The following is a 19,712-nucleotide window of genomic DNA, read 5'->3' on the forward strand; positions in this document are numbered from 1 at the left end:
ATTACAATAAATGGTATTATGAAACGTACATTCCCGTCAATGATCAGAAAATTCCGGGAACTGCCGCAGGTGAAACCATGCGTTGTAATGCGTGCAGGTCGGAAAATCCGGATACGGGGCGGTTCTGCAGCAATTGCGGAGCGCCGCTCTTGCGCATTTGTCCCGCGTGTGGCGCGCGCTGCGCAGCGGATGCGAAATTCTGTTCCGATTGCGGAGTCGAACTTGGTCATAAAGCCCAGCCCGGAGTTGTATCCTGGCGTAATCTCCGCAAGGGATCGCTCGCCGAGGAGCGCAAGATCGTCAGCATCCTGTTCGCCGATCTGAGCGGCTCCTTCCGGCTGCTCGAAAGAGACCCGGAAAAGGCGAAGGAACTGCTTGTTGGCGTGCTGGACCGGCTGACGAGCTCTGTCCGCAAATTCGAAGGCACGGTCGTTCAGGCGATGGGCGACGGCATAATGGCCATTTTCGGCGCGCCGCTCGCCTATGAGGACCATGCGCTTCGTGCGTGTCACGCCGCCCTCGCCATTCAGAAAGAGTTCGCTCGCAAGCCCGGGAAGGGGGCGCGCTCGCTTTCGGTTCGCGTCGGCATCAATTCCGGCGAGGTTGTGGTGAGCGAGCGGGGAGAGGGGCTTGATCTGCAATATGCCGCCTTCGGGCGCACGGCCCATCTCGCCGCGAGGATGGAGGAGATGGCGTCCCCCGGCACGGTCCTCGTTTCGGAAAATACATGGCGCCTCGTGCGCGACCGGGCGCAGGCGACCTCGAAAGGTAAAGTCGAGGTCCGCGGCCTCGAAGATCCGGTGGAGATCTACGAGCTATTGTCGGTCGACAGCTCGGCGGGGCGGACGTCCTTGCAGGGGCCCGCGGTTGCCTTCGTCGGCCGCGAAGCGGAACTGGGCATTCTGAATCACGCGGCGTCGCAGGCGGCTTCGGGGGAAGGCCGCGTGGTTTCGATCGTAGGCGAGCCGGGGGTCGGCAAGTCGCGTCTTATCGGCGAATTCCTGCGTATGCGGGCCCCTGGCGAATGGGTGACGATGAAGGTCTGTGGCATTTCCCACAACAAGCCGGCGCCCTATGCCGGGGTGAAGGAAATCCTGGACCGGATCTTCGGTTTCGAACACGAGAAATTTCGAGAGACGGACAACTACGAGCGGCACATCCGGGAGAAAGTGACCCAAAAGCTGCAGCAATATGATCTTGCGACTGACAAGTTCACGAATACACTTCTGGCGCTTTACAACGTCAAGCAAGGTGCGGGCTGGGAGGCGCTGACGGCCGATCAGAGACAGCGGCGTCTGGCGCATATCCTCTATTCGCTTCTCGGCAAGGTCAGCCGATCGGCTGCGGCGGTCATCGTGATCGACGACCTTCAATGGATCGACGCCGACAGCCAGGCGATCGTCGGAGAAACGATCAGGTTCATCTTCGACCTCCGCGTTCTGATTATCCTGGGCTATCGCCCGGAATATTCCCACGGCTGGCATGGCAATCTGCATTATTTTCAGATCCCGCTCGACTGCCTGAAAGGCGGATCGGCCGATGAATTCCTGGATGCGCTGCTGGGTCGGGAAGCGGCGCTGAAGGATCTGCGCAATTCCCTCATCGAACGGACGGGCGGCAATCCGTTCTTCCTGGAAGAAAGCGTAAGGTCGCTCGTTGAAGAGGGATATCTTTCTTCGGAAAACGGCAAATTCGAGCTCAGTCGGCAAATAGGCGAACAGACCATTCCGCCACGCGTTCAGGATGTGATCGCGATGCGCATCGACCGTCTGCCGGCCGTTGAAAAACGGCTTTTGCAGGATGCGGCGGCCTTCGGCTACGAATTCGAGAGCGACCTTCTCGCGAGGATCGCCGACCTGGACGACGAGTCCATCTGGCCGATCCTGGAACATCTGATCGAGATGCACTTTCTGATGATCGAAGCGCAGACCGAACGAACGCTTCTGAAGTTTAAGCATCCACTGACCCATGATGTCGCCTATCACACCATGGTGCAGGGAGACCGCAGGAAGATACATGCAAAGATCCTGGCGGCACTGGAAGAGCTTTATCGGGATAAAAGCGATACGGTCCTCAACAAGCTTGCCTTTCACGCGGAGCACGCGGCCGATCTGGTCAAGGCCAGGGACTATCTTCGGGCCGCCGGGCGGCGGGCCATGGCAAGTTCCGCCTGCCAACAGGCGTCCAGATGCTTCGAGGACTGCCTGTCGGTGATCAACCGGATGCCGGACAAGCAGGCCGTGATGGAGGATGCGATCGATGTCAGGCTGGATCTGCGCAACGCCCTGATGCCGCTGGGCCGACATGATGAGATCCTGCCGCACCTGAGCGAAGCCCTAGCGCTCGCCACCACGCTCGGCGACCGTTCGAGGATCGCCAGAACCCATTCCTATCTTTCGCATTATCACTGGCTCGTCGCCGAGTGGGAAGATGCCATCCGCGAGGGCCGGCAGGCATTGGATATCGCAGGAAACCTCAATGATTTCGGTCTGATGGTGACCACACGCTTCACGCTCGGCATCTCGAACTACTCGACCGGCAAATTCAAGACCGCCGCCGACTATCTGAGCGCGAACGTGAAGGACCTCGAAGGCCGGGAGGTCGGCAACAGGTTCGGGATGTTCGCACTGCCGTCGGTCGTCTCACGCTGCTATCTCGCCCTTTGCTTCGCCGAGCAGGGCCTATTCAAGGATGCCCAGGCGCCGGTGAACGAAGCGATCGCCATCGCGAGGCAGTACGGGCGGCCGTTCGACGTGATCCAGGGGTACCTGGCGCTCGGCCACGTCGACCATATTCGCGGAAAAGCGAAGCCGTCCTTGCCATTTCTGGAGGAGTCGCTTGCGCTTTGCGAGGAAGTCGACATCCAGATCCTCGTTCCGCGCGTGACCGCCTCTCTGGCTTATGCCTATAGCCTTGAAGGCAGGTTCGAGGAGGCCGAAAAGCTCGCCGAACGAGCGCTTCGGCAGGCCGAATCCATGCATTTGACCGCGATGCGTTCCTTTTGCCTGCGCTGGATCGGCGAAGTCGAGCTGAACGCGGGGCGGACTTCCAAGGCCTGCGATATCGCCGAGCGGCTATACCGCCATTGCAGCGCGACGGGCGAAGTTTCCCATGGAGCGTGGGCGAGATACCTGCTGGGTGCGTCCATGGCGGTGGAGGATTGCCGGGAAGATGCGATCTCGCATCTGCGCGCGGCAAAGGATGCGGCGGAAGCTCTGGGCATGCGGCCGCTCTATGCGCTTTGCCTCAAAAAACTGGGGAACCTGCTCAAGATGGAAGGAAAAGGGGCGGAAGCCGCAAGCGCCCTGCAAGAAGGCGAAACCCTTTTGCATGACATGGGCATGGAGCGCGGTTGATCCGGCCTGCCTGGGTCATGCACCCGGCTCATCCCCGCGCGTTCTGCGGCAGGCGTTCAATCCGCACTTGCTTCTATCGCCTCCATGTCCTCGTCCGACAGGCCGAAATGATGGCCGATTTCGTGGATCAGGACATGTGCGATCACCTCAGCGAGGGTGTCGTCATGCTCGGCCCAATAGTCCAGGATAGGGCGGCGGTAGAGCCAGACGCGGTTCGGCATCTGTCCGGTGAAGCTGTTTGCCCCGCCATGCGCCAGCCCCACGCCCTCGAACAGGCCAAGGAGGCCGAACGGGTCTTCGATGTCGAGGCTTTCCAAAACGTCGTCTTCCGCGAAATCGGAAACGGTGATCTGAATATCGCCGCAGAGCTCGCGGAATTCTTCCGGCAGGCCATTGAACGCCGCCTCGGCGATTTCAGCGAAATCGTCCACCGAAGGCGCGGTTTTCTCCGCCCAGGACCGTGCTGCGTCTTTCATCTTTCACAGATAGGTGACGGCGAGATAAATCACGAGGCCTATCGCGAATATCAGGCCCGCCAATCTGCCGATACGCGAGCCCCAAACCTCGATCGGGTCGTCCTCTTCCTTGTCCTGGGCGGCGAAATGATCCCGCACGCGGTTGGCGGTGCGCGCAAGCGCCGACTGGCCTATCGTGTCGCTGTCGCGGTGAACCGCCTCAAGCGCGCGCTTGGCCTCTTCCACCTTTTGCCGATGGCGTTCGTCGCGGCTGGTCATCGCAATAGCGCCCCTTTAACGGATTTCAGGCTTTCGCCCGACGGTGCGCCACAAGCGAGATAATGGCAAGCACTGCGACCGCGCCGGATGCGACCGCGTTCCACCCCGCGAAGGAAAGGCCCAGCATCCGCCAGCTCGCTTCGGTGCAGCTGACGACGCGGGTGTTCGAAAGCGCGGTCAGAAGGTCGCCGGCGGAGGTGGGCGCCGCCGTGCCGCCGCCACAGTCGCTGGGCCCGAGCCAGAAGCCCCATTCGGCCCCAGCCTGGTAGATGCCGAGGCCGCTGCCATAGGCGAAGACGCCGGCAACGACCAGAAGAAGCAGGCTGCTCAACGCCGCCGCATTGTTTCGCAAGATCAGGCCAAGTGCCAGAAGCGCCACCGGCAGGCCGACGTAATACGGCACCCGCTGTTCCAGACATAGCCTGCAGGGCACGTAACCGCCGATGAGCTCGAACCCCCAGGCGGCGGCGATGGTCGCGGAGCCGGCGAGGATCAGAAGGACAAGAGAGGACAATCTCAACGTTTGCGGCGAGGTCATGCAGTTCGATCCATTAAAGATATTTGATCGCCACGAAGCCGCCGACAAGGGCGATGACGAAGAGCGTGAACACCAGTGCGAGCCGCTTTTCGATGAAATCGCGGATCGGGGGTCCGAACAGATAGAGAAGCCCCGACACCGCAAAAAAACGGATGCCGCGCGAAAGAATGCTCGCCACGATAAAGACGGGCAGGTTCAGCGCTGTGGCCCCGCTGGCGATGGTAATCACCTTGTAGGGAAAGGGTGTCAGGCCGGCGATGAAGACGATCCACGAGCCGTAGGCGTTGAAGTCTTCGCGAAAGTGCTCGAACTTGTCGAGGTAGCCATAGAATTCCAGTATCGGCTGGGCCAACTGGATGAAGAGAAACGCGCCGATCAGATAGCCGAACATTCCGCCGACGACGGAGGTCACCGTGCAGATCGTGGCATAGGCGAAGGCCCGTTCGCGCCGGGCGATCACCATCGGAATCAGCAGGATATCCGGTGGGATGGGAAAGAAGGAGCTTTCCGCAAAGGACACCGTGCCAAGTGCCGCGGGTGCACGCGGGCCGGAGGCGAGTGACATGGTCCAGTCGTAGAGGCGGCGCAACATGGGCGTTGAATAGCCCGAGGCGTCCCCGTTGTCACGCGTGATTCGCGATGTCTCAGAGATAGCCGATCGCCCGCCCGCAGCCGATCACCGCGATCCAGATCGTGGCGGACATGAACCCGGCCCAGCGAAAGCGCGAGATCGTACCGCGCGAATCCACCTGAGCCAGCAGGCGCCACGCCGGCACGATCCTGAGCGCAAGCGCATTGAGGATGCCGATGGCGATCAACGCGAGTTTCGCCTGCATGACCGGCATGGCGAGATATTCCGACGCCTTCACCGAGATCATCAGGACGCCGGTCGAAACCGCGACAAGCAGCCCAAACGCGGACACTGGCACCAGAATTCGCTTCAACTCGGCAAGGGGGATCGACCGCCAAAGCCCCATGAGCCTCAGATCGAGCGGCAGGATCGCGCCGAAGAGAAGCGCGATCCCGAGGATATGCGCGAAATTTACGAACGGATAAAGCCACGGCTCGCTCTTCATGAGGAGGGCGGCCTGGGAGGTTTGCAGCGCGTCTGCGAGAGTGGAAAGGTCCAAGGGAATCAGCCGGATCGATTAGGGTCTATTGAGAATCAGGATTTGGAGCGTGGTATGAGCGAAAATCGTTCAGCTTCAGGATCGGGACCGCCGGAAGGGCCGCCCCTTTCAAGGTTCCGCGACGCCAAGATGAGCGATTTTCGCCATATCCCTTCGGGACGCGGTGGATTTTGGCTCTGAATGCGTTGAAGCGCCCTTGTGGTGGAATGCATCACGGCGTTCTCTTCGCCTTTTCAGATCCGAAATCCATCACGCGCCACGCCCGAAACCTGATTTTCAATAGACCCTAGGATACATGTCGTAGACTACACCGGCCACGGTGATTCTTTCCGCCTTCATTCTGTTTTCCGAAAGGTCTTTCGAGCGGTGACCGGATGCCAGCACCTCCTGGCCGGCGCTCAACGTTCCCTCCTCGAGCCCTGCGCCGCGCATTCTCGACGAGGGGCCGAGTTCCACACGCCACATTTCTCCATCGACGTCGACTTCGAGAATGCCATGTGGGGGGCCGATGTAGATTTCCCTGATCAATCCGGTCAGTTCGAACTGGCCATCCTCCGCCCAACGCCAGCCATGGTGGGCAAGTGCGGGCAGGCTCAGGAGGCTTGCGCCCGCGCCTAGCAGGAATGCGCGCCTGCCGATGGGCGGATATTCGGTGGTGGTGCGTTTCATCGGCCCGTCCTCCAGCATAATTCGCGTGCCATTGCCAGAAGATGGGTCGCTCCGGCGCGATTGCCAGACGGTCCGCTATGGCGGATTACGTATTCTTCAATTCACTATACTTATGTAAACTGCCACTTCGTATTGATTTCTATATGTGTTCTGGAGGCGACAAGATGTTTCAAAATGTATGGTGTAGACATCCTTTCGCTTACGTGAAGTTTTTAAGCCTGTCGTTATGTGTCTTGTCCTCCGCGCCCTCGCTCGCCGCGGAGCTTGCCACTGCATCCTCAAGCGTCAACCTCCGGGCGGGCCCCGGCACGAACTACCAGGTGCTTACCACGGTTCCCGCCGGCGCGAGCGTTACCGTCTATTCCTGCAATTCCGGCTATTCTTGGTGCGATATCGACTTTGCCGGACAGCGCGGCTATGTGGCAGGCAAATATCTGAACTACGCGGTTCAGGGCACTTACTATGGCCGTGCGCTTCCCGCGATAGGGCTGACCCTTGGGCTGCCGCTTTTCTGGGATTCCTATCCGGTCTACCGGCCGATCTATCGTCCCCGGCCACCCATTTACCGGCCTCCCCATCGGCCGCCCGGATGGAGGCCGCCCGGCAACCGTCCGCCGGGTTGGAGACCACCGGGCCAGCGTCCACCCGGCTGGCGGCCTCCGAGACCCGAACATCCGATAGCCCGCCCGCCGGGTCAGCGCCCGCCGGGAGCAAGGCCGCCCAACAGGCCGAGGCCACCTGGAGCGCGGCCGCCGGGGCAAAGACCGCCCGGTGCGCGCCCACCCGGACGCCCAAGGCCGCCTTCAGCTCGTCCACCCGGCCAAAGGCCTCCCAATTTCAGGCCGCCCGGCGGCAATCGGCCCGGTGCGCGCCCCGGTGGAGGCAGGCCGCGTCCCAGTAGTGGGCGGGGCCAAGGACGCCGCCGTTAAGGCTTGAGGATTTGATTTCGAAGGATCAACGAGATGAAACGATTTTTGAGTGCCGCAAGACATACGATCGCAGGGCTGGCCGGCGCGGCGTTGCTGGCCATGACCATGGCGGGGAGCGCCCATGCCGATGCAATGGAAGATGCGATCAAGCGCGGCAGCCTGCGCATCGGTATCGCCGAGGAAAACTTCCTGCCGTGGATTGGCCGGAACGCGGATGGTACCCTTCTGGGTTTCGAAGTGGATGTCGCGCGCGATCTTGCCGGGGTGCTGGGTGTCGATGCCGATTTCGTCGAGCTGCCGTTCGACGATCTTTCGAATCACCTTCTCATCGGAGATATCGACGTGATCGTCTCCGCCTATTCGGTAACCTCTGAACGCGCACGCTCCCTGCTTTACTCGATTCCTTATGGGGAAACCGATTACTGGCTCGTCGTCGACAAGAGCACGTTGCCGGAAGGTGCCGACGAGGGTGAATATGACGTGGAAGGATACAAGGTCGGCGTGATGGATGATTCCATTGCCGAGACGCTCGCCGGACGCCTTTTCAATCAGGCCGAGATCGTTGCGCTTGCCGACGAGGCGGCTGCGCGCGATGCCTTCGAGAAGGGCGAACTCAATGCGATTATCGTCCCAACGCCCTATCCGACTTATATCATGCTGAGGAATCCCGACCGTTTCCTGCTTGGCAGCGACAGTCTGTTCGGCACGTCGGAAGCGGTGGCGGTCAGGCCCGATTCCCAGCGTTTCGTGAATTTCATAAACGCTTGGATTATCGAGAACCAGGCGAGCGGCCGGCTTGCGGAAGCACGCGAATACTGGTTTGGCTCGTTCGACTGGATGGACCGTCTCGATGAAAGCGCGGGCGAGTCCGACGAGCAGCCGGCAGATTCGCCCGATAGTCCGCCCGTAGAGAATACGGAAGAGCCGGAATCGGAGGGCGAGGCTAATTGATGGGGGTCTTATCCCCCACCAGCACGCATTTGCTTGCGGCGGTCAGGCGGCCTGATCGAGACGCGCTTCGACGATCCTGACAACATCGGCCATGATGTCGGTAAGCTGGAAGTCCTTGGGCGTATAGACCGCCGCGACGCCCATTGCGCGCAGGGCCTGCGCATCCTCGTTGGGGATGATGCCGCCGACAACGACCGGTACGTCGTCAAGACCGTTTGAGCGCATGCGCTCCATCACCTCGCGCACGAGCGCCAGATGCGATCCGGAAAGGATCGACAAGCCGACGACATGCACCCCTTCCTCAAGCGCGGCGTTGACGATCTGCGCCGGTGTCAGGCGGATGCCTTCATAGACGACTTCCATGCCGCAATCTCGCGCGCGAACGGCAATCTGCTCCGCACCGTTCGAATGGCCGTCGAGACCCGGCTTGCCGACGAGAAACTTGAAACGCCGCCCGAGTTTCGAGGAAACCGCCTCGACGGCCTCTCGCACGTCGCTAAGCTGGGCCCCGTCGTCGCGGGCGGATTTGCCGACGCCGGTCGGTGCGCGGTATTCGCCGAAGACCTCGCGCAAGGTCGCGCCCCATTCCCCGGTCGTGGCCCCCGCCTTCGCCGCTGCTATGGAGGCGTCCATGATGTTGCGACCCTCCGCCGCGGCGGAACGAAGCTCGGCGAGCGCTGATTTCACGGCATTATTGTCCCGGGCTTCCCGCCAGGCCTTGATAGCGCCGACGGCTTCCTCCTCGACATGTTCGGGAACCGTCAGGATGCCGCCGTCCTCGCCGGTGGAAAGAGGCGAAGGCTCGCTTTCCGTCCAGCGGTTGACGCCGACGACCACCTGCTCGCCCGCCTCGATGCCGGCAAGGCGCAAAGCGTTCGATTCGACGAGCTTCTGCTTCATGTAGGACGATTCTATCGCCGCAACCGCGCCGCCCATCGCCTCGATACGCTCAAGCTCTTCGCGCGCTTCGGCCTTCAGTGCCTCAACCTTCGCTTCGACCTCGCGCGATCCGTCAAAGATATCGGCGTAATCCAGAAGGTCCGTCTCATAGGCGACGATCTGCTGCATGCGCAGCGACCATTGCTGGTCGAACGGGCGCGGTAGGCCGAGCGCCTCGTTCCAGGCCGGAAGCTGGACGGCGCGGGCGCGCGCGTTCTTCGACAGAACGACGGCCAGCATTTCGATCAGGATACGGTAGACATTGTTTTCCGGCTGCTGTTCGGTCAGCCCCAGCGAGTTTACCTGCACCCCGTAGCGGAACCGGCGATAGCGCTCGTCCTCGACGCCGTAGCGGGTGCGGCAGATCTCGTCCCAAAGCTCTGTGAAGGCGCGCATCTTGCACATCTCGGTGATGAAGCGCATGCCGGCGTTCACGAAGAAGGAGATGCGCCCGACCGCCTTCGGGAAATCCTTATCCGAGATTGCGCCGGAAGCCTTTACCTCGTCGAGAATGGCGATCGCATTGGCCAGCGCGAAGGAAAGCTCCTGCACCGGCGTCGCGCCCGCCTCCTGCAGATGGTAGGAACACACGTTCATCGGGTTCCATTTCGGCATCTCGGAGTAGGTCCAGGCGATCACGTCCGTCGTCAGCCGCATGGAGGGCGCGGGGGGAAACACGTAAGTGCCGCGCGAAAGATATTCCTTGATGATGTCGTTTTGCGTGGTGCCGGAAAGAAGCTTGCGGTCCGCGCCTTGCTCATCCGCCACGGCGACGTAGAGCGCGAGCAGCCAGGGTGCCGTAGCGTTAATTGTCATGGACGTGTTCATCCGCTCCAGCGGTATTTCGGCAAACAGCGCCCGCATGTCCCCCAGATGCGCTACCGGAACGCCGACCTTGCCCACTTCGCCGCGCGCCAGCGCGTGATCCGGGTCGTAGCCGGTCTGGGTCGGCAGGTCGAAGGCGACAGAAAGGCCGGTCTGGCCCCTGGCGAGATTGGAGCGATAGAGCCTGTTCGATTCGGCGGCCGTGGAATGCCCGGCATAGGTGCGGAAGATCCACGGCCTGTCGCGTTCGTGGCGGTTCTCGCGGCTTCCAATGGTCTTCTCGCTCATTTCCCAGCCTTTCTCCTCTCTTTCGGCGGCACCCGGCGAAGGTGTCCGTCAGACGCCTGAAACTTCTGCTGTTTTGCTGCAAGTGCGAAGGATTTCAGGCCTGCCCCACAGGCAGATTTATATGCAATGCAAAAAACAGTCTTGGGTAATTGGGCAATATAAGCAATAGTCTTATAGCGTGAGCGGGTGTTCTCGCACGATAATTTCGCGATCAGGCGAAATCGGTGCTGCGTAGATGATGCGTTGCAATATCGCCGGACGCCGCGCCTGCTCAACGCAAACCGGCTGAGACATGCGGCCGGAGCCATAAAACGGACGGGAAAGGTAATATGACGATGAGCCAAGCCGCCGAAGCCAACGACAATCGGCAGGCAGCAGTGGAGGCGCCGGTGAAAGACCTCTATGAAGTCGGCGAAATTCCACCTCTCGGGCATGTTCCGAAGAACATGTACGCCTGGTCGATCCGCCGTGAGCGGCACGGGCCCCCGGAAGAGGCCATGCAACTGGAAGTTCTGCCGACCTGGGAACTGGACAGCAACGAGGTGCTTGTCCTCGTGATGGCGGCGGGCGTGAACTACAACGGCATCTGGGCGGCTCTCGGCGAGCCGATTTCCGTGTTCGACGTTCACAAGCAGCCCTTCCATATCGCGGGTTCCGACGCGTCCGGCATCGTCTGGGCCGTGGGCTCCAAGGTGAAGCGCTGGAAGGTGGGCGACGAGGTCGTCATCCACTGCAACCAGGATGACGGCGACGACGAGGAATGCAATGGCGGCGATCCGATGTTCTCGCCGACCCAGCGCATCTGGGGTTACGAGACGCCGGACGGCTCGTTCGCACAGTTCGCCCGGGTGCAGTCGCAGCAGCTCATGCCGCGCCCGCAGCATCTGACGTGGGAGGAAAGCGCCTGTTACACGCTGACGCTCGCCACCGCCTATCGCATGCTTTTCGGTCATCAGCCGCATCAGCTGCGCCCCGGTCAGAACGTGCTCGTCTGGGGTGCGTCGGGCGGTCTGGGCGTTTTCGGCGTCCAGCTTGCGGCGGCCGCCGGCGCCAATGCCATCGGCATCATCTCCGATGAAGACAAGCGGGATTACGTGCTCTCGCTCGGCGCCAAGGGAGTGATCAACCGCAAGGACTTCAACTGCTGGGGCCAGCTGCCGAAGGTCAATTCGCCGGAATACGCCGAATGGCTTAAGGAAGCACGCCGCTTCGGCAAGGCTATCTGGGACATCACCGGCAAGGGCAACGACGTCGACATGGTGTTCGAACACCCTGGCGAGGTGACCTTCCCGGTCTCCACGCTCGTGGTGAAGCGCGGCGGCATGGTCGTCTTTTGCGCAGGGACGACCGGATTCAACCTGACGTTCGACGCGCGCTATGTCTGGATGCGGCAAAAGCGCATCCAGGGGTCGCATTTCGCGCATCTCAAGCAGGCGTCGGAAGCCAATAACGCCGTGATCGACCGGCGTATCGACCCGTGCATGTCGGAGGTGTTCCCCTGGGAGCAGATCCCCAAGGCGCACACCAAAATGTGGAAGAACCAGCATGCACCCGGCAACATGGCGGTGCTGGTAAGCGCACCGACGACGGGTCTGCGCACTTTCGAAGACGTCCTGGAGGCCTCCAAACACTCCTGACGAGAAGAAAAAGCACGTTCTGCAGCCTCGGCATCGGCCTTTTCACAAGGCCGGTGTTTTTTTTGCTGGAATGGTCGCTATCATCCGCACCCTGAGATTTGATGCGAAGCCTGGAAGCGGTGGTGAAGATTTGAAATTCTGCGTGGTTTCACAATGATGGGCGGACGCCGGAGCGCGATGCGAAAAATTCTGGTCCATCGCCTGATCGGCGCATGCGCCGCACTTTTTTTCATGGTGCTGGCAGAGCCAGGCGCGGTGGCGCAATCCTCGGAGGGGGCGGGCACGCTTCGGCCTGACGGCACGATCGAACGCCCGCAAACGGTTCTACCGTCCCTCGAGCAGCCGGGGGAAGTCTCCCCTCAGGACAGCCTGTCCCCGGCTTTGCAAAATCAGAGGTCGCCAACGCGAAGGAGCACCGGCCTCGATCTGAGCGGCCTTTTGAGCGGCTCTACGGTTATCGACCAGAGCGCGGCCGACATGGTCGGCCTCCGCATTTCGGGGTGGGAGACGCGCCTCAGCTCCATCGAGCTTGCCTTGCAGCGCGACGATGTTTCCTTTCGCGCTCTCGCCGACCTGCAGGAGCGCGTCTTTGCGATCGCCGATGAGGCGCGAACACTTGTCTCGCAACTGAGGCCGTTCTTGGAATCGGTAGAGCGCAGGCTCGCGGGGCTGGCCTTGCCGGAAGACGGCGTCGAAGATACGAAAACCCTTGCCCAACAGCGTCAGCAGCTTAACCAGGCCCGCTCCGTGCTGACCGCCTTCATCAAGCAGGCGCAGGTCCTGGAGATTCAGGCGAACGATCTCGTCACGCGTATCGCGGCCAAACGGCGCACGCTGCTGGAGCAGTTTCTGTTCATTCCGACCAAGAGCCTGGCCGATCCGGGCCTCTGGAAAACCGCGCTTGAGGAATCGCCTGAAGTTGCAACCGGGCTGTCGCAGCTCTTCCAGGACTGGATAAAGCTGATTTCGGCCCGCGCGGGGCCCTTCGCCGCCATACTCACGGTGTTGCTGCTGATTGCGGCGGTCGTTTTCGTCTGGCCTGTCCGGCGGCGGCTTCTTGGCCTCGGCAACCGCCCTGAAGCGATAACGGATCCACAGGATCATCGCCGCGCCGTCTCAGCCCTGGCAATCACCCTGCTTGCAACCGCCTTGCCGCTTGCCCTTGGGCTTGCGATCTACTTCGGTCTCAACGCCTTCGATCTTTCGCCCGACCGCGCGGACAAGGTGATGCGCTCGGTCTTCACGGCGATCGTCGTCTACGCCTATGTGCACGGACTGACGCGCGCGCTTTTCGCGCCCGGTCTGCCGGCCTGGCGGATCGTGCATGTGGACGATGCCGCGGCGCGCGACCTTTCCTGGCTGATCCTGGGCGCGGGCGCGGTTTCCGCCCTGTCGGTCCTCATATCCGGGGTGCTCGACGTCGTTTCCGCCGAAAGCGAAATAAAGCTCCTGATGAGCGGTATCCTGGCGGTTGCCGTGGCGCTATTCGTCATGCGCTCCCTGCGCGTCGTTGCCAGGGGGATGGGCGCCGCGGAGGATCTTCCGGAAACACAATCCAGCATATCTTATCTCTGGCGCTGGCTGGTTCCCGTTTTCTGGGCGGCATCCCTTGCCGCGCTCGCCGCTCCGCTTGTCGGCTATATCTGGCTCGGCTGGTACGTCGCGATCCAGATCGCCTGGACGCTGATCGTGCTCGGCACGATGCATCTTCTGCTGCTCGTGACCGACACGACGATATCGGCGGGCTTCAAGCCGTCGTCGCGGATCGGGAAAACGCTCGGCGAAACGCTGGCGCTTCGCGGCAATCGTATCGAGCAGATCGGCGTGGTCCTCAGCGGGCTCGGCCGCCTCGTCCTGATCGTGATCGCCGTCTTTGCGATCAGTATCCCCTGGGGCTTCAGTTCCGGCGATCTTGTCGGCATGATCCGCAGGATCGTCTACGGCCTGCAATTCGGCTCCGTCACGCTTTCGCTTTCCGCCGTTTTCAGCGCGATCCTGCTGCTTGTCATCATCGTCGCGGCAACGCGGGCGCTGCAAAGATGGCTCGAAAACAGCTTTCTGCCGCACACGCGCCTCGACGTGGGACTGAAGAGCTCGATATCAACGAGCTTCGGCTATGTCGGCTATATAATCGCGTTTTTGATGGCGCTGTCCGCCGCAGGCCTCAATCTGCAGAATATCGCGATCGTGGCAGGTGCATTGTCGGTGGGTGTCGGTCTCGGCCTGCAGGGGATCGTCAACAATTTCGTCTCCGGCCTTATCCTGCTGGCCGAGCGCCCGATTAAGGTTGGCGACTGGGTCGTCGTCGGCACGGACCAGGGCTATGTGCGAAAGATCAACGTGAGGGCGACGGAAATCGAGACGTTCGAGCGCTCCACGGTGATGATCCCGAATTCGAACCTGATTTCCGGCGTCGTGAAGAACTGGATGCATGGAAACGCAATGGGCCGCGTCTCGGTGCCGGTTGGCGTTTCCTACAACAGCGACCCGCAGCAGGTGGAGGAAATCCTGCTTGCTTGCGCGCGCGATCATAACCTCGTTCTCGCTTTCCCCGCGCCCGTGGTCTTTTTCATGAATTTCGGCGAAAGCTCGCTCGACTTCGAGCTGCGCTGCTACCTGGGAAATATCGACTATGCTTTGACTGTCGGCTCCGACCTTCGTTTCGCAATCTTCAAACGTTTGCGCGAAGAAGGTATCGAGATCCCGTTCCCGCAGCGGGATCTGCACCTTCGCGACATGGACCGGCTGGAATCCATGATGACCCCTCAACGGGCGCAAGAACCGCCCGCACCCGGAAAAGATCCCGCATGACAAACACTTTATCGCGAGCTTGCTTGCTCGCCCTTTCGCTGGCACTCGCCGCCTGCGCCGGCCCGACCGGGCCAACGCCGCCCTTCTATCAGGACCTGGCATCTCCCACGGCCACGATCGACGTGAACGCCGCCGCGCGGATGATTTCCAACTACCGCACGAACAACGGGCTATCGCCCGTCGCCATCGATCCCGCCCTGCAGCGCGTCGCCAGCGCGCAGGCCGAGGCCATGGCGAACGCGAATGACGTCAAGGCCTCGCTGCAGCCGGGCAACAGACTGTCCGAACGCCTCGTGAGGCAAGGCGTCGGCCAGGTTCATGCGGTTGAAAACGTGAGTGCGGGATACCGTACGCTCGCGGAGGCGTTTTCCGGCTGGCGGGAATCGCCCAAGCACAACGCCGTGATGCTGGACGAAAAGTCGACCCGCATGGGCATTGCCACCGCTTATGTGCCGGGCTCCAAGTACAAGGTCTTCTGGTCGCTGGTTCTGGCAGCGCCGTGACCACCGTAATTTCAGCCGGGACGTGAGACATGCTGCCGGACGCTGACACATATGACGGCCTGAGGAGCCGGTTCGCCTGGCGCCTCGGGCGGCACTACAACATCGCTGCGGACGTCTGCGACCGTTGGGCAAGGGCCGAGCCGGAGCGCGATGCCATCCTGCACCGGCACGAGGATGGCCGGATCGAGACCTATTCCTATGGCCGGCTGATGAGCTGTTCCAACCGGCTGGCAAATGCGCTGAAAGCGCATGGTGTGGCACGGGGCGACCGCGTCGCGCTGTTGCTGCCGCAGATGCCGGAAACCGCGATTTCCCATCTTGCCATCTACAAGCTTGCGGCCGTCGCGGTGCCGCTTGCCGCACTTTTCGGTGTGGAGGCTTTGCGCTATCGGCTTGCGAATTCCGGGGCGAAAGCGGTGCTTACGGATCGGGCGGGCCTTGCCAAGCTTGCAGAGATCCGCTCGGATCTGCCGGATCTCAGGCTTCTGGTTTCCACCGATGGGCCGGAGGACGGCGCCGTCGGCTTCAAGGGGCTGATCGATGGCGGGTCGGAAAGCCTGGAGGTGGAAGACACGCTCGCCGACGATCCGGCGATGATGATCTACACCTCCGGCACCACGGGCCCGCCGAAGGGCGCGCTTCACGGTCATCGCGTGCTTCCCGGTCATCTGCCGGGCATCGGGATGGTGCATGAGTTCATGCCGCTTGAAGGCGATCTCTTCTGGACGCCGGCGGATTGGGCCTGGGCGGGCGGGTTGTTGAACGCGCTCTTGCCGGCGCTGCACTTCGGCGTGCCGATCGTCTCCTATCGGTTCGACAAGTTCGACCCGGAAAGGGCATTCGCGCTCATGGCCGAGCTTGGCGTTCGCAATGCCTTCATTCCGCCGACCGCGTTGAAGATGCTGAGAACGGTCGAGGCGCCGCTTGAAAAGCATGATCTCAAGTTGCGCACGATCGGCTCCGCCGGAGAGGCGCTGGGCCGCGAAACCTTCGACTGGGCGGAATCCTGTCTGAAGCTTTCGGTCAACGAATTCTACGGCCAGACGGAATGCAACGCGGTGCTCGCCTCCTGCGCTGCACTGGGCGTGAGCCGGGCGGGTGCCATCGGCAAGCCGGTTCCAGGCCACGAGGTGTCGATCGTGGATAATTCGGGCAGGGAACTTGGCGACGGCGAGCTCGGCCAGATTGCGGTCCGCAGTCCGGACCCGGTCATGTTCCTGGAATATTGGGGCCGTCCGGATGCGACGCGCGAAAAATTCGCGGGCGGCTTTTTGCTCACCGGCGATCAGGGCTATCGCGACGAGGACGGTTATTTCCATTTCGTCGGCCGGGACGATGACGTCATCACGTCCGCCGGCTACCGTATCGGGCCGGCGGAAATCGAGGATTGCCTGATTTCGCACCCCGCCGTGGCATTGGCCGCCGCCGTCGGCAAGCCGGATCCGGTGCGTACGGAAATCGTGAAGGCCTATATCGTGCCGAAAGAAGGCGTTTCGCCTTCGCCGGAGCTTGAGGACGAGATTCGCGAGTTCGTGCGAAACAGGCTGTCGGCGCATGAATATCCACGCGAAATCGCCTTCGTCGACAGCATGCCGATGACGACGACAGGCAAGGTGATCCGCCGCGTTTTGCGCGACCGGGCGCGGATCGAGGCTGGAACCGACGAGGAGTAACGGGCTATCGCTTCAAGATGGCCTTGGCTTTGAGCTTCAACGCTTTCCTGGCGGCAATATCGCGGCGCAAAAGCTTTGCGCGCAGCGTTGCGACGGCACCTTTATGGATCACAGTCGTCGAATAGGGGACCGTGCCGCGCCAGAGCGGGGCGATCATGGAATGTCCGGGAATGGCGAGCGAATCGGCTTCCTCGATTTCGGAAGATTCGAGATTGGCGCGCATGGACATTCGCGCCAGCTGGGCGCCGGGCGAATAACGCGCGAAAGTTTCGTCATAGGCGATCTTCCAGGCGAAGATGCGCGATCCCGAACGTACAAGCACGAGCATGGCGATGGCTTCGCCGCCGTGAAAAAGCGCGTCGATACGGATGTTTCCGTTTCGTGCAGTCTTTTCCACAAATTCGCGGGCGAAACGTGCCCGTTCGGGCGTGGCGTTGAGTGCGGTGCCCTGCCGGCCCTTCCATCCGCTTGCTTCCAGAGTGAGGAACGTCTTGAAGGCCCGTATAACGGAATCCGGGCTTTCGATGCTTTCGAAATGCGTTTCGTCCATGTCCGACAGGCGGCGAAACTGACGGTCGAGTTCCTTTCGCCGGGTTTTGGCGATGCCCTTTGCCTGGGCTTCTCCCGCTTCGCCGGTGCCATGTCCGGCGCGTTCCTCCTTCTCGCATTCTTCTATGGTCCAGCCGCTCGCGCCGGCTGCCTCCTTGAGAAGCCGGGCTGCGGCGTCATCGGATCTCAGATAGGGAAAAACGAGAAGCTCGGTTTTCGCCGTGTTGGCGATGGCCTCAAGCCAGAGGCCGAATTCATCCTGCGGGCATTGCGGCGAGACGAGCGGAGTGCCAAGCGGGCCATAGTCTCCCGCTTCCGCGCTCAAGACCAGCGAAACGAGGCCGAAACGCCTGCGCGCGAAAGGCGCGGCGGCAAGGAACGCGCCATCCGAAGTCCGCTTGAGGACGTGAAGGCGGGCGGGGCGGTTCGCCATGCCATCGAGGTAAGGCAGCAGGAAATCGGGTCCGAAGAAGGGGTTTGGCGAAACCGCGCTATCAGCGAGCGCGGCCCATGCGGCGCGATGATGCGCGGCTTCGCCCGGATCGAGGGCGAGCGTCTCGAAAGCGCTCATCGGCCCGCCTCTCGCGACGGGGGACGGTGAAAAGCGAAAGTATGAAGGTCAAGGCGCGCGCGGGCCTGGTGGTAGAGGGCGGTGGCTTCGAAAACCATGGCGGCGGCCGTGGCGACACCTGCTCCCATGATGCCGAAGCGGGGGATCAGCAGGATGTTGAAGGCTACATTGAGGGCGAAAGTGGCGGCATAGACGGCGGCGCAGCGTTTGTGCTGGTCCGCCATCGTCAGCAGCGCGTCGACCGGGCCGACGGAAGCGCGCGCCATCACGCCGACCATGAGGATGGCGAGCACCGGATAGCCCGCCTCGAAGCCGGGGCCGAATAGCGCAAGCAGCAATGGACCGGCGATGAGCAGCGCGATGCCGAGCGCGAGCGTCGGCCAGAATGTCCAGCGCGCGGTATCGGCGACAAGCGCGGCAAGAGCCTGGCGATCGTTGGAATGATAAAGGCGCGAATACCGGTGCGCCGTTGCCGAGCGCACGGCGAAATAGACGAAATGGGCAAGCGCAAGCGTCTTGGAGGCCGCGAAATAGACCGCGGCTTCGTCAGGCGGCCGCCAGAAGCTGACCATGACCACATCGGCGCTGGTGATGAGCTGGAAGAAACCTTCCACGAGCAGAATGGGCAGGGAAATGGCGAGCCAGTTTCCGACCGGATAACTGGGTTTTTCAGGAGTGGTCACGCCTTTCAGGCGGCGCTGGAGCACGAGCATCTGGATGACGGCCACGCCCCATGTCGCGGCGATGGCGACAAGGCAGGCGGTTTCGGCCGTTGCGGGCGCGCCGAGGGCGACAGCGGCCAGCATGCCGGCAAGGATCGCCAGCGGGCGCCAGATGAAGGTCGGCAGGATTGCGGTCAGCATCCAGTCGTTGGCGCGCGCGATCCCGTCCTGGATGCTGCCGAAGGTGAAGAGCGGCAGGCAGATGGCGGCGAGATATAGCGGCAGCACGTAATAAGAGGTAACGAAATCGCCGAACAGCCAGATGCCGAGGCATCCGAGCCCGGCGATGAGGCTGGCGGAGGCGAGGCCGAACAGAGGGCTGCCCTTGAGGAGGCCGTTCAGCGCGGCGTGGTTGCCGCGTTCGCGGTATTCGGGAATGAGCCGCACCACCGAGGAGGAGAAGCCAAGCGGCGAGATGATTCCGAAGATTACGACAAGCGTCCACACGACGACGAATATGCCGTATTCGTGCCCGCCCATCAGACGAGCGAGGATCATCTGCGAGACATAGGCAAGTAATGCGCCCATCACCCGGATGGCGAAGACGACGAGCGCCTGGCGCTGGGCGCCGTCGCGGTCATCCGTGCCATTGAGGATCGTTTCCAGGCGCGCGAGATGGGGCCGCGCCCGTATGTGCACGGACGAGGGCAGAATGCGTTCAGCCCATGCGGCGGGAGAGACGCGCAACAAAATTCCCTCTCTCTGCCTCACCTTCCGCGGGTGAGGTTTCCGCAGGGTAGCCGGGAGGGATTAAATTTCCGTACTTTTGGCGATGATCTGCTTCTTCCGTCTGAGTTCACATCTGCTTGAAGATTTGCGGCCGGGCATTCCCGCTGGCAGCGGGCTGAATGCCGATGAGGAAAATGGCCGCTTGACTCTTGGGGCAA

At 61.8% G+C, this 19,712-nt stretch carries 16 protein-coding genes; 7 read left to right on the plus strand and 9 right to left on the minus strand.

What is annotated here, in order from left to right:
- Window positions 1-77: 77 nt before the first annotated feature.
- Window positions 78-3,356 (plus strand): adenylate/guanylate cyclase domain-containing protein, encoded by a 3,279-nt coding sequence (locus tag HPQ64_RS04595; RefSeq protein WP_172887170.1) that lies wholly within the window; start codon window positions 78-80, stop codon window positions 3,354-3,356.
- A 56-nt stretch (window positions 3,357-3,412) separates the two neighbouring features.
- Here the strand turns inward: HPQ64_RS04595 and HPQ64_RS04600 are convergent, their stop codons facing one another.
- The 6 genes from HPQ64_RS04600 to HPQ64_RS04625 all read right to left on the minus strand — a co-directional run bounded on the left by HPQ64_RS04600 (window position 3,413) and on the right by HPQ64_RS04625 (window position 6,427).
- Window positions 3,413-3,832, minus strand: coding sequence for a metallopeptidase family protein (locus HPQ64_RS04600; RefSeq protein ID WP_172887171.1), 420 nt, complete (start codon window positions 3,830-3,832; stop codon window positions 3,413-3,415).
- Between the two features lie 3 nt (window positions 3,833-3,835).
- Entirely contained in the window at window positions 3,836-4,090 is a 255-nt protein-coding gene (locus HPQ64_RS04605; RefSeq protein WP_172887172.1) for a hypothetical protein, read from the minus strand.
- A gap of 25 nt (window positions 4,091-4,115) precedes the next feature.
- Entirely contained in the window at window positions 4,116-4,628 is a 513-nt protein-coding gene (locus tag HPQ64_RS04610) for a disulfide bond formation protein B (protein ID WP_172887173.1), read from the minus strand.
- Window positions 4,629-4,641: 13 nt separating this feature from the next.
- A complete protein-coding gene (locus HPQ64_RS04615; protein ID WP_172887174.1) occupies window positions 4,642-5,220 on the minus strand; it encodes a YqaA family protein in 579 nt (192 codons plus the stop codon).
- Window positions 5,221-5,272: 52 nt separating this feature from the next.
- Window positions 5,273-5,758, minus strand: a complete 486-nt coding sequence (locus HPQ64_RS04620; protein WP_172887175.1) for a hypothetical protein — start codon at window positions 5,756-5,758, stop codon at window positions 5,273-5,275.
- A 276-nt stretch (window positions 5,759-6,034) separates the two neighbouring features.
- Window positions 6,035-6,427, minus strand: coding sequence for a DUF6152 family protein (locus HPQ64_RS04625; RefSeq protein WP_210260090.1), 393 nt, complete (start codon window positions 6,425-6,427; stop codon window positions 6,035-6,037).
- Between the two features lie 164 nt (window positions 6,428-6,591).
- Between HPQ64_RS04625 and HPQ64_RS04630 the strand changes: the two genes are divergently transcribed.
- Window positions 6,592-7,356, plus strand: coding sequence for an SH3 domain-containing protein (locus HPQ64_RS04630; RefSeq protein ID WP_210260091.1), 765 nt, complete (start codon window positions 6,592-6,594; stop codon window positions 7,354-7,356).
- A 33-nt stretch (window positions 7,357-7,389) separates the two neighbouring features.
- Window positions 7,390-8,307 carry a substrate-binding periplasmic protein gene (locus HPQ64_RS04635; RefSeq protein WP_172887177.1) on the plus strand — a complete coding sequence of 306 codons (918 nt, stop codon included), beginning with the start codon at window positions 7,390-7,392 and terminating at the stop codon, window positions 8,305-8,307.
- Window positions 8,308-8,349: 42 nt separating this feature from the next.
- Here the strand turns inward: HPQ64_RS04635 and HPQ64_RS04640 are convergent, their stop codons facing one another.
- Window positions 8,350-10,359 carry a protein meaA gene (locus tag HPQ64_RS04640; protein WP_172887178.1) on the minus strand — a complete coding sequence of 670 codons (2,010 nt, stop codon included), beginning with the start codon at window positions 10,357-10,359 and terminating at the stop codon, window positions 8,350-8,352.
- Window positions 10,360-10,694: 335 nt separating this feature from the next.
- On the opposite strand from HPQ64_RS04640, the gene ccrA reads away from it, so the two are divergent.
- The 4 genes from ccrA to HPQ64_RS04660 all read left to right on the plus strand — a co-directional run bounded on the left by ccrA (window position 10,695) and on the right by HPQ64_RS04660 (window position 16,983).
- Window positions 10,695-11,996: a crotonyl-CoA carboxylase/reductase gene (gene ccrA / locus HPQ64_RS04645; protein ID WP_172888509.1), complete on the plus strand. Its 1,302-nt coding sequence runs from the start codon at window positions 10,695-10,697 to the stop codon at window positions 11,994-11,996.
- A gap of 177 nt (window positions 11,997-12,173) precedes the next feature.
- Complete coding sequence (locus HPQ64_RS04650) at window positions 12,174-14,807, plus strand: DUF3772 domain-containing protein (RefSeq protein WP_172887179.1); 2,634 nt, start codon at window positions 12,174-12,176, stop codon at window positions 14,805-14,807.
- Entirely contained in the window at window positions 14,804-15,310 is a 507-nt protein-coding gene (locus HPQ64_RS04655) for a CAP domain-containing protein (RefSeq protein WP_172887180.1), read from the plus strand. The genes HPQ64_RS04650 and HPQ64_RS04655 overlap by 4 nt, the downstream gene beginning before the upstream one ends.
- A 29-nt stretch (window positions 15,311-15,339) precedes the next feature.
- Window positions 15,340-16,983 (plus strand): AMP-binding protein, encoded by a 1,644-nt coding sequence (locus tag HPQ64_RS04660; protein ID WP_172887181.1) that lies wholly within the window; start codon window positions 15,340-15,342, stop codon window positions 16,981-16,983.
- Between the two features lie 4 nt (window positions 16,984-16,987).
- Here the strand turns inward: HPQ64_RS04660 and HPQ64_RS04665 are convergent, their stop codons facing one another.
- The gene (locus HPQ64_RS04665) at window positions 16,988-18,103 is read right to left on the minus strand and encodes a GNAT family N-acetyltransferase (protein WP_172887182.1); all 1,116 of its coding nucleotides are present in this window, start codon (window positions 18,101-18,103) and stop codon (window positions 16,988-16,990) included.
- Window positions 18,100-19,512, minus strand: coding sequence for a lipopolysaccharide biosynthesis protein (locus HPQ64_RS04670; protein WP_172887183.1), 1,413 nt, complete (start codon window positions 19,510-19,512; stop codon window positions 18,100-18,102). The genes HPQ64_RS04665 and HPQ64_RS04670 overlap by 4 nt, the downstream gene beginning before the upstream one ends.
- Between the last annotated feature and the right edge of the window lie 200 nt (window positions 19,513-19,712).

This window comes from Hongsoonwoonella zoysiae (genome assembly GCF_013266695.1).
Lineage (GTDB): Bacteria > Pseudomonadota > Alphaproteobacteria > Rhizobiales > Stappiaceae > Hongsoonwoonella > Hongsoonwoonella zoysiae.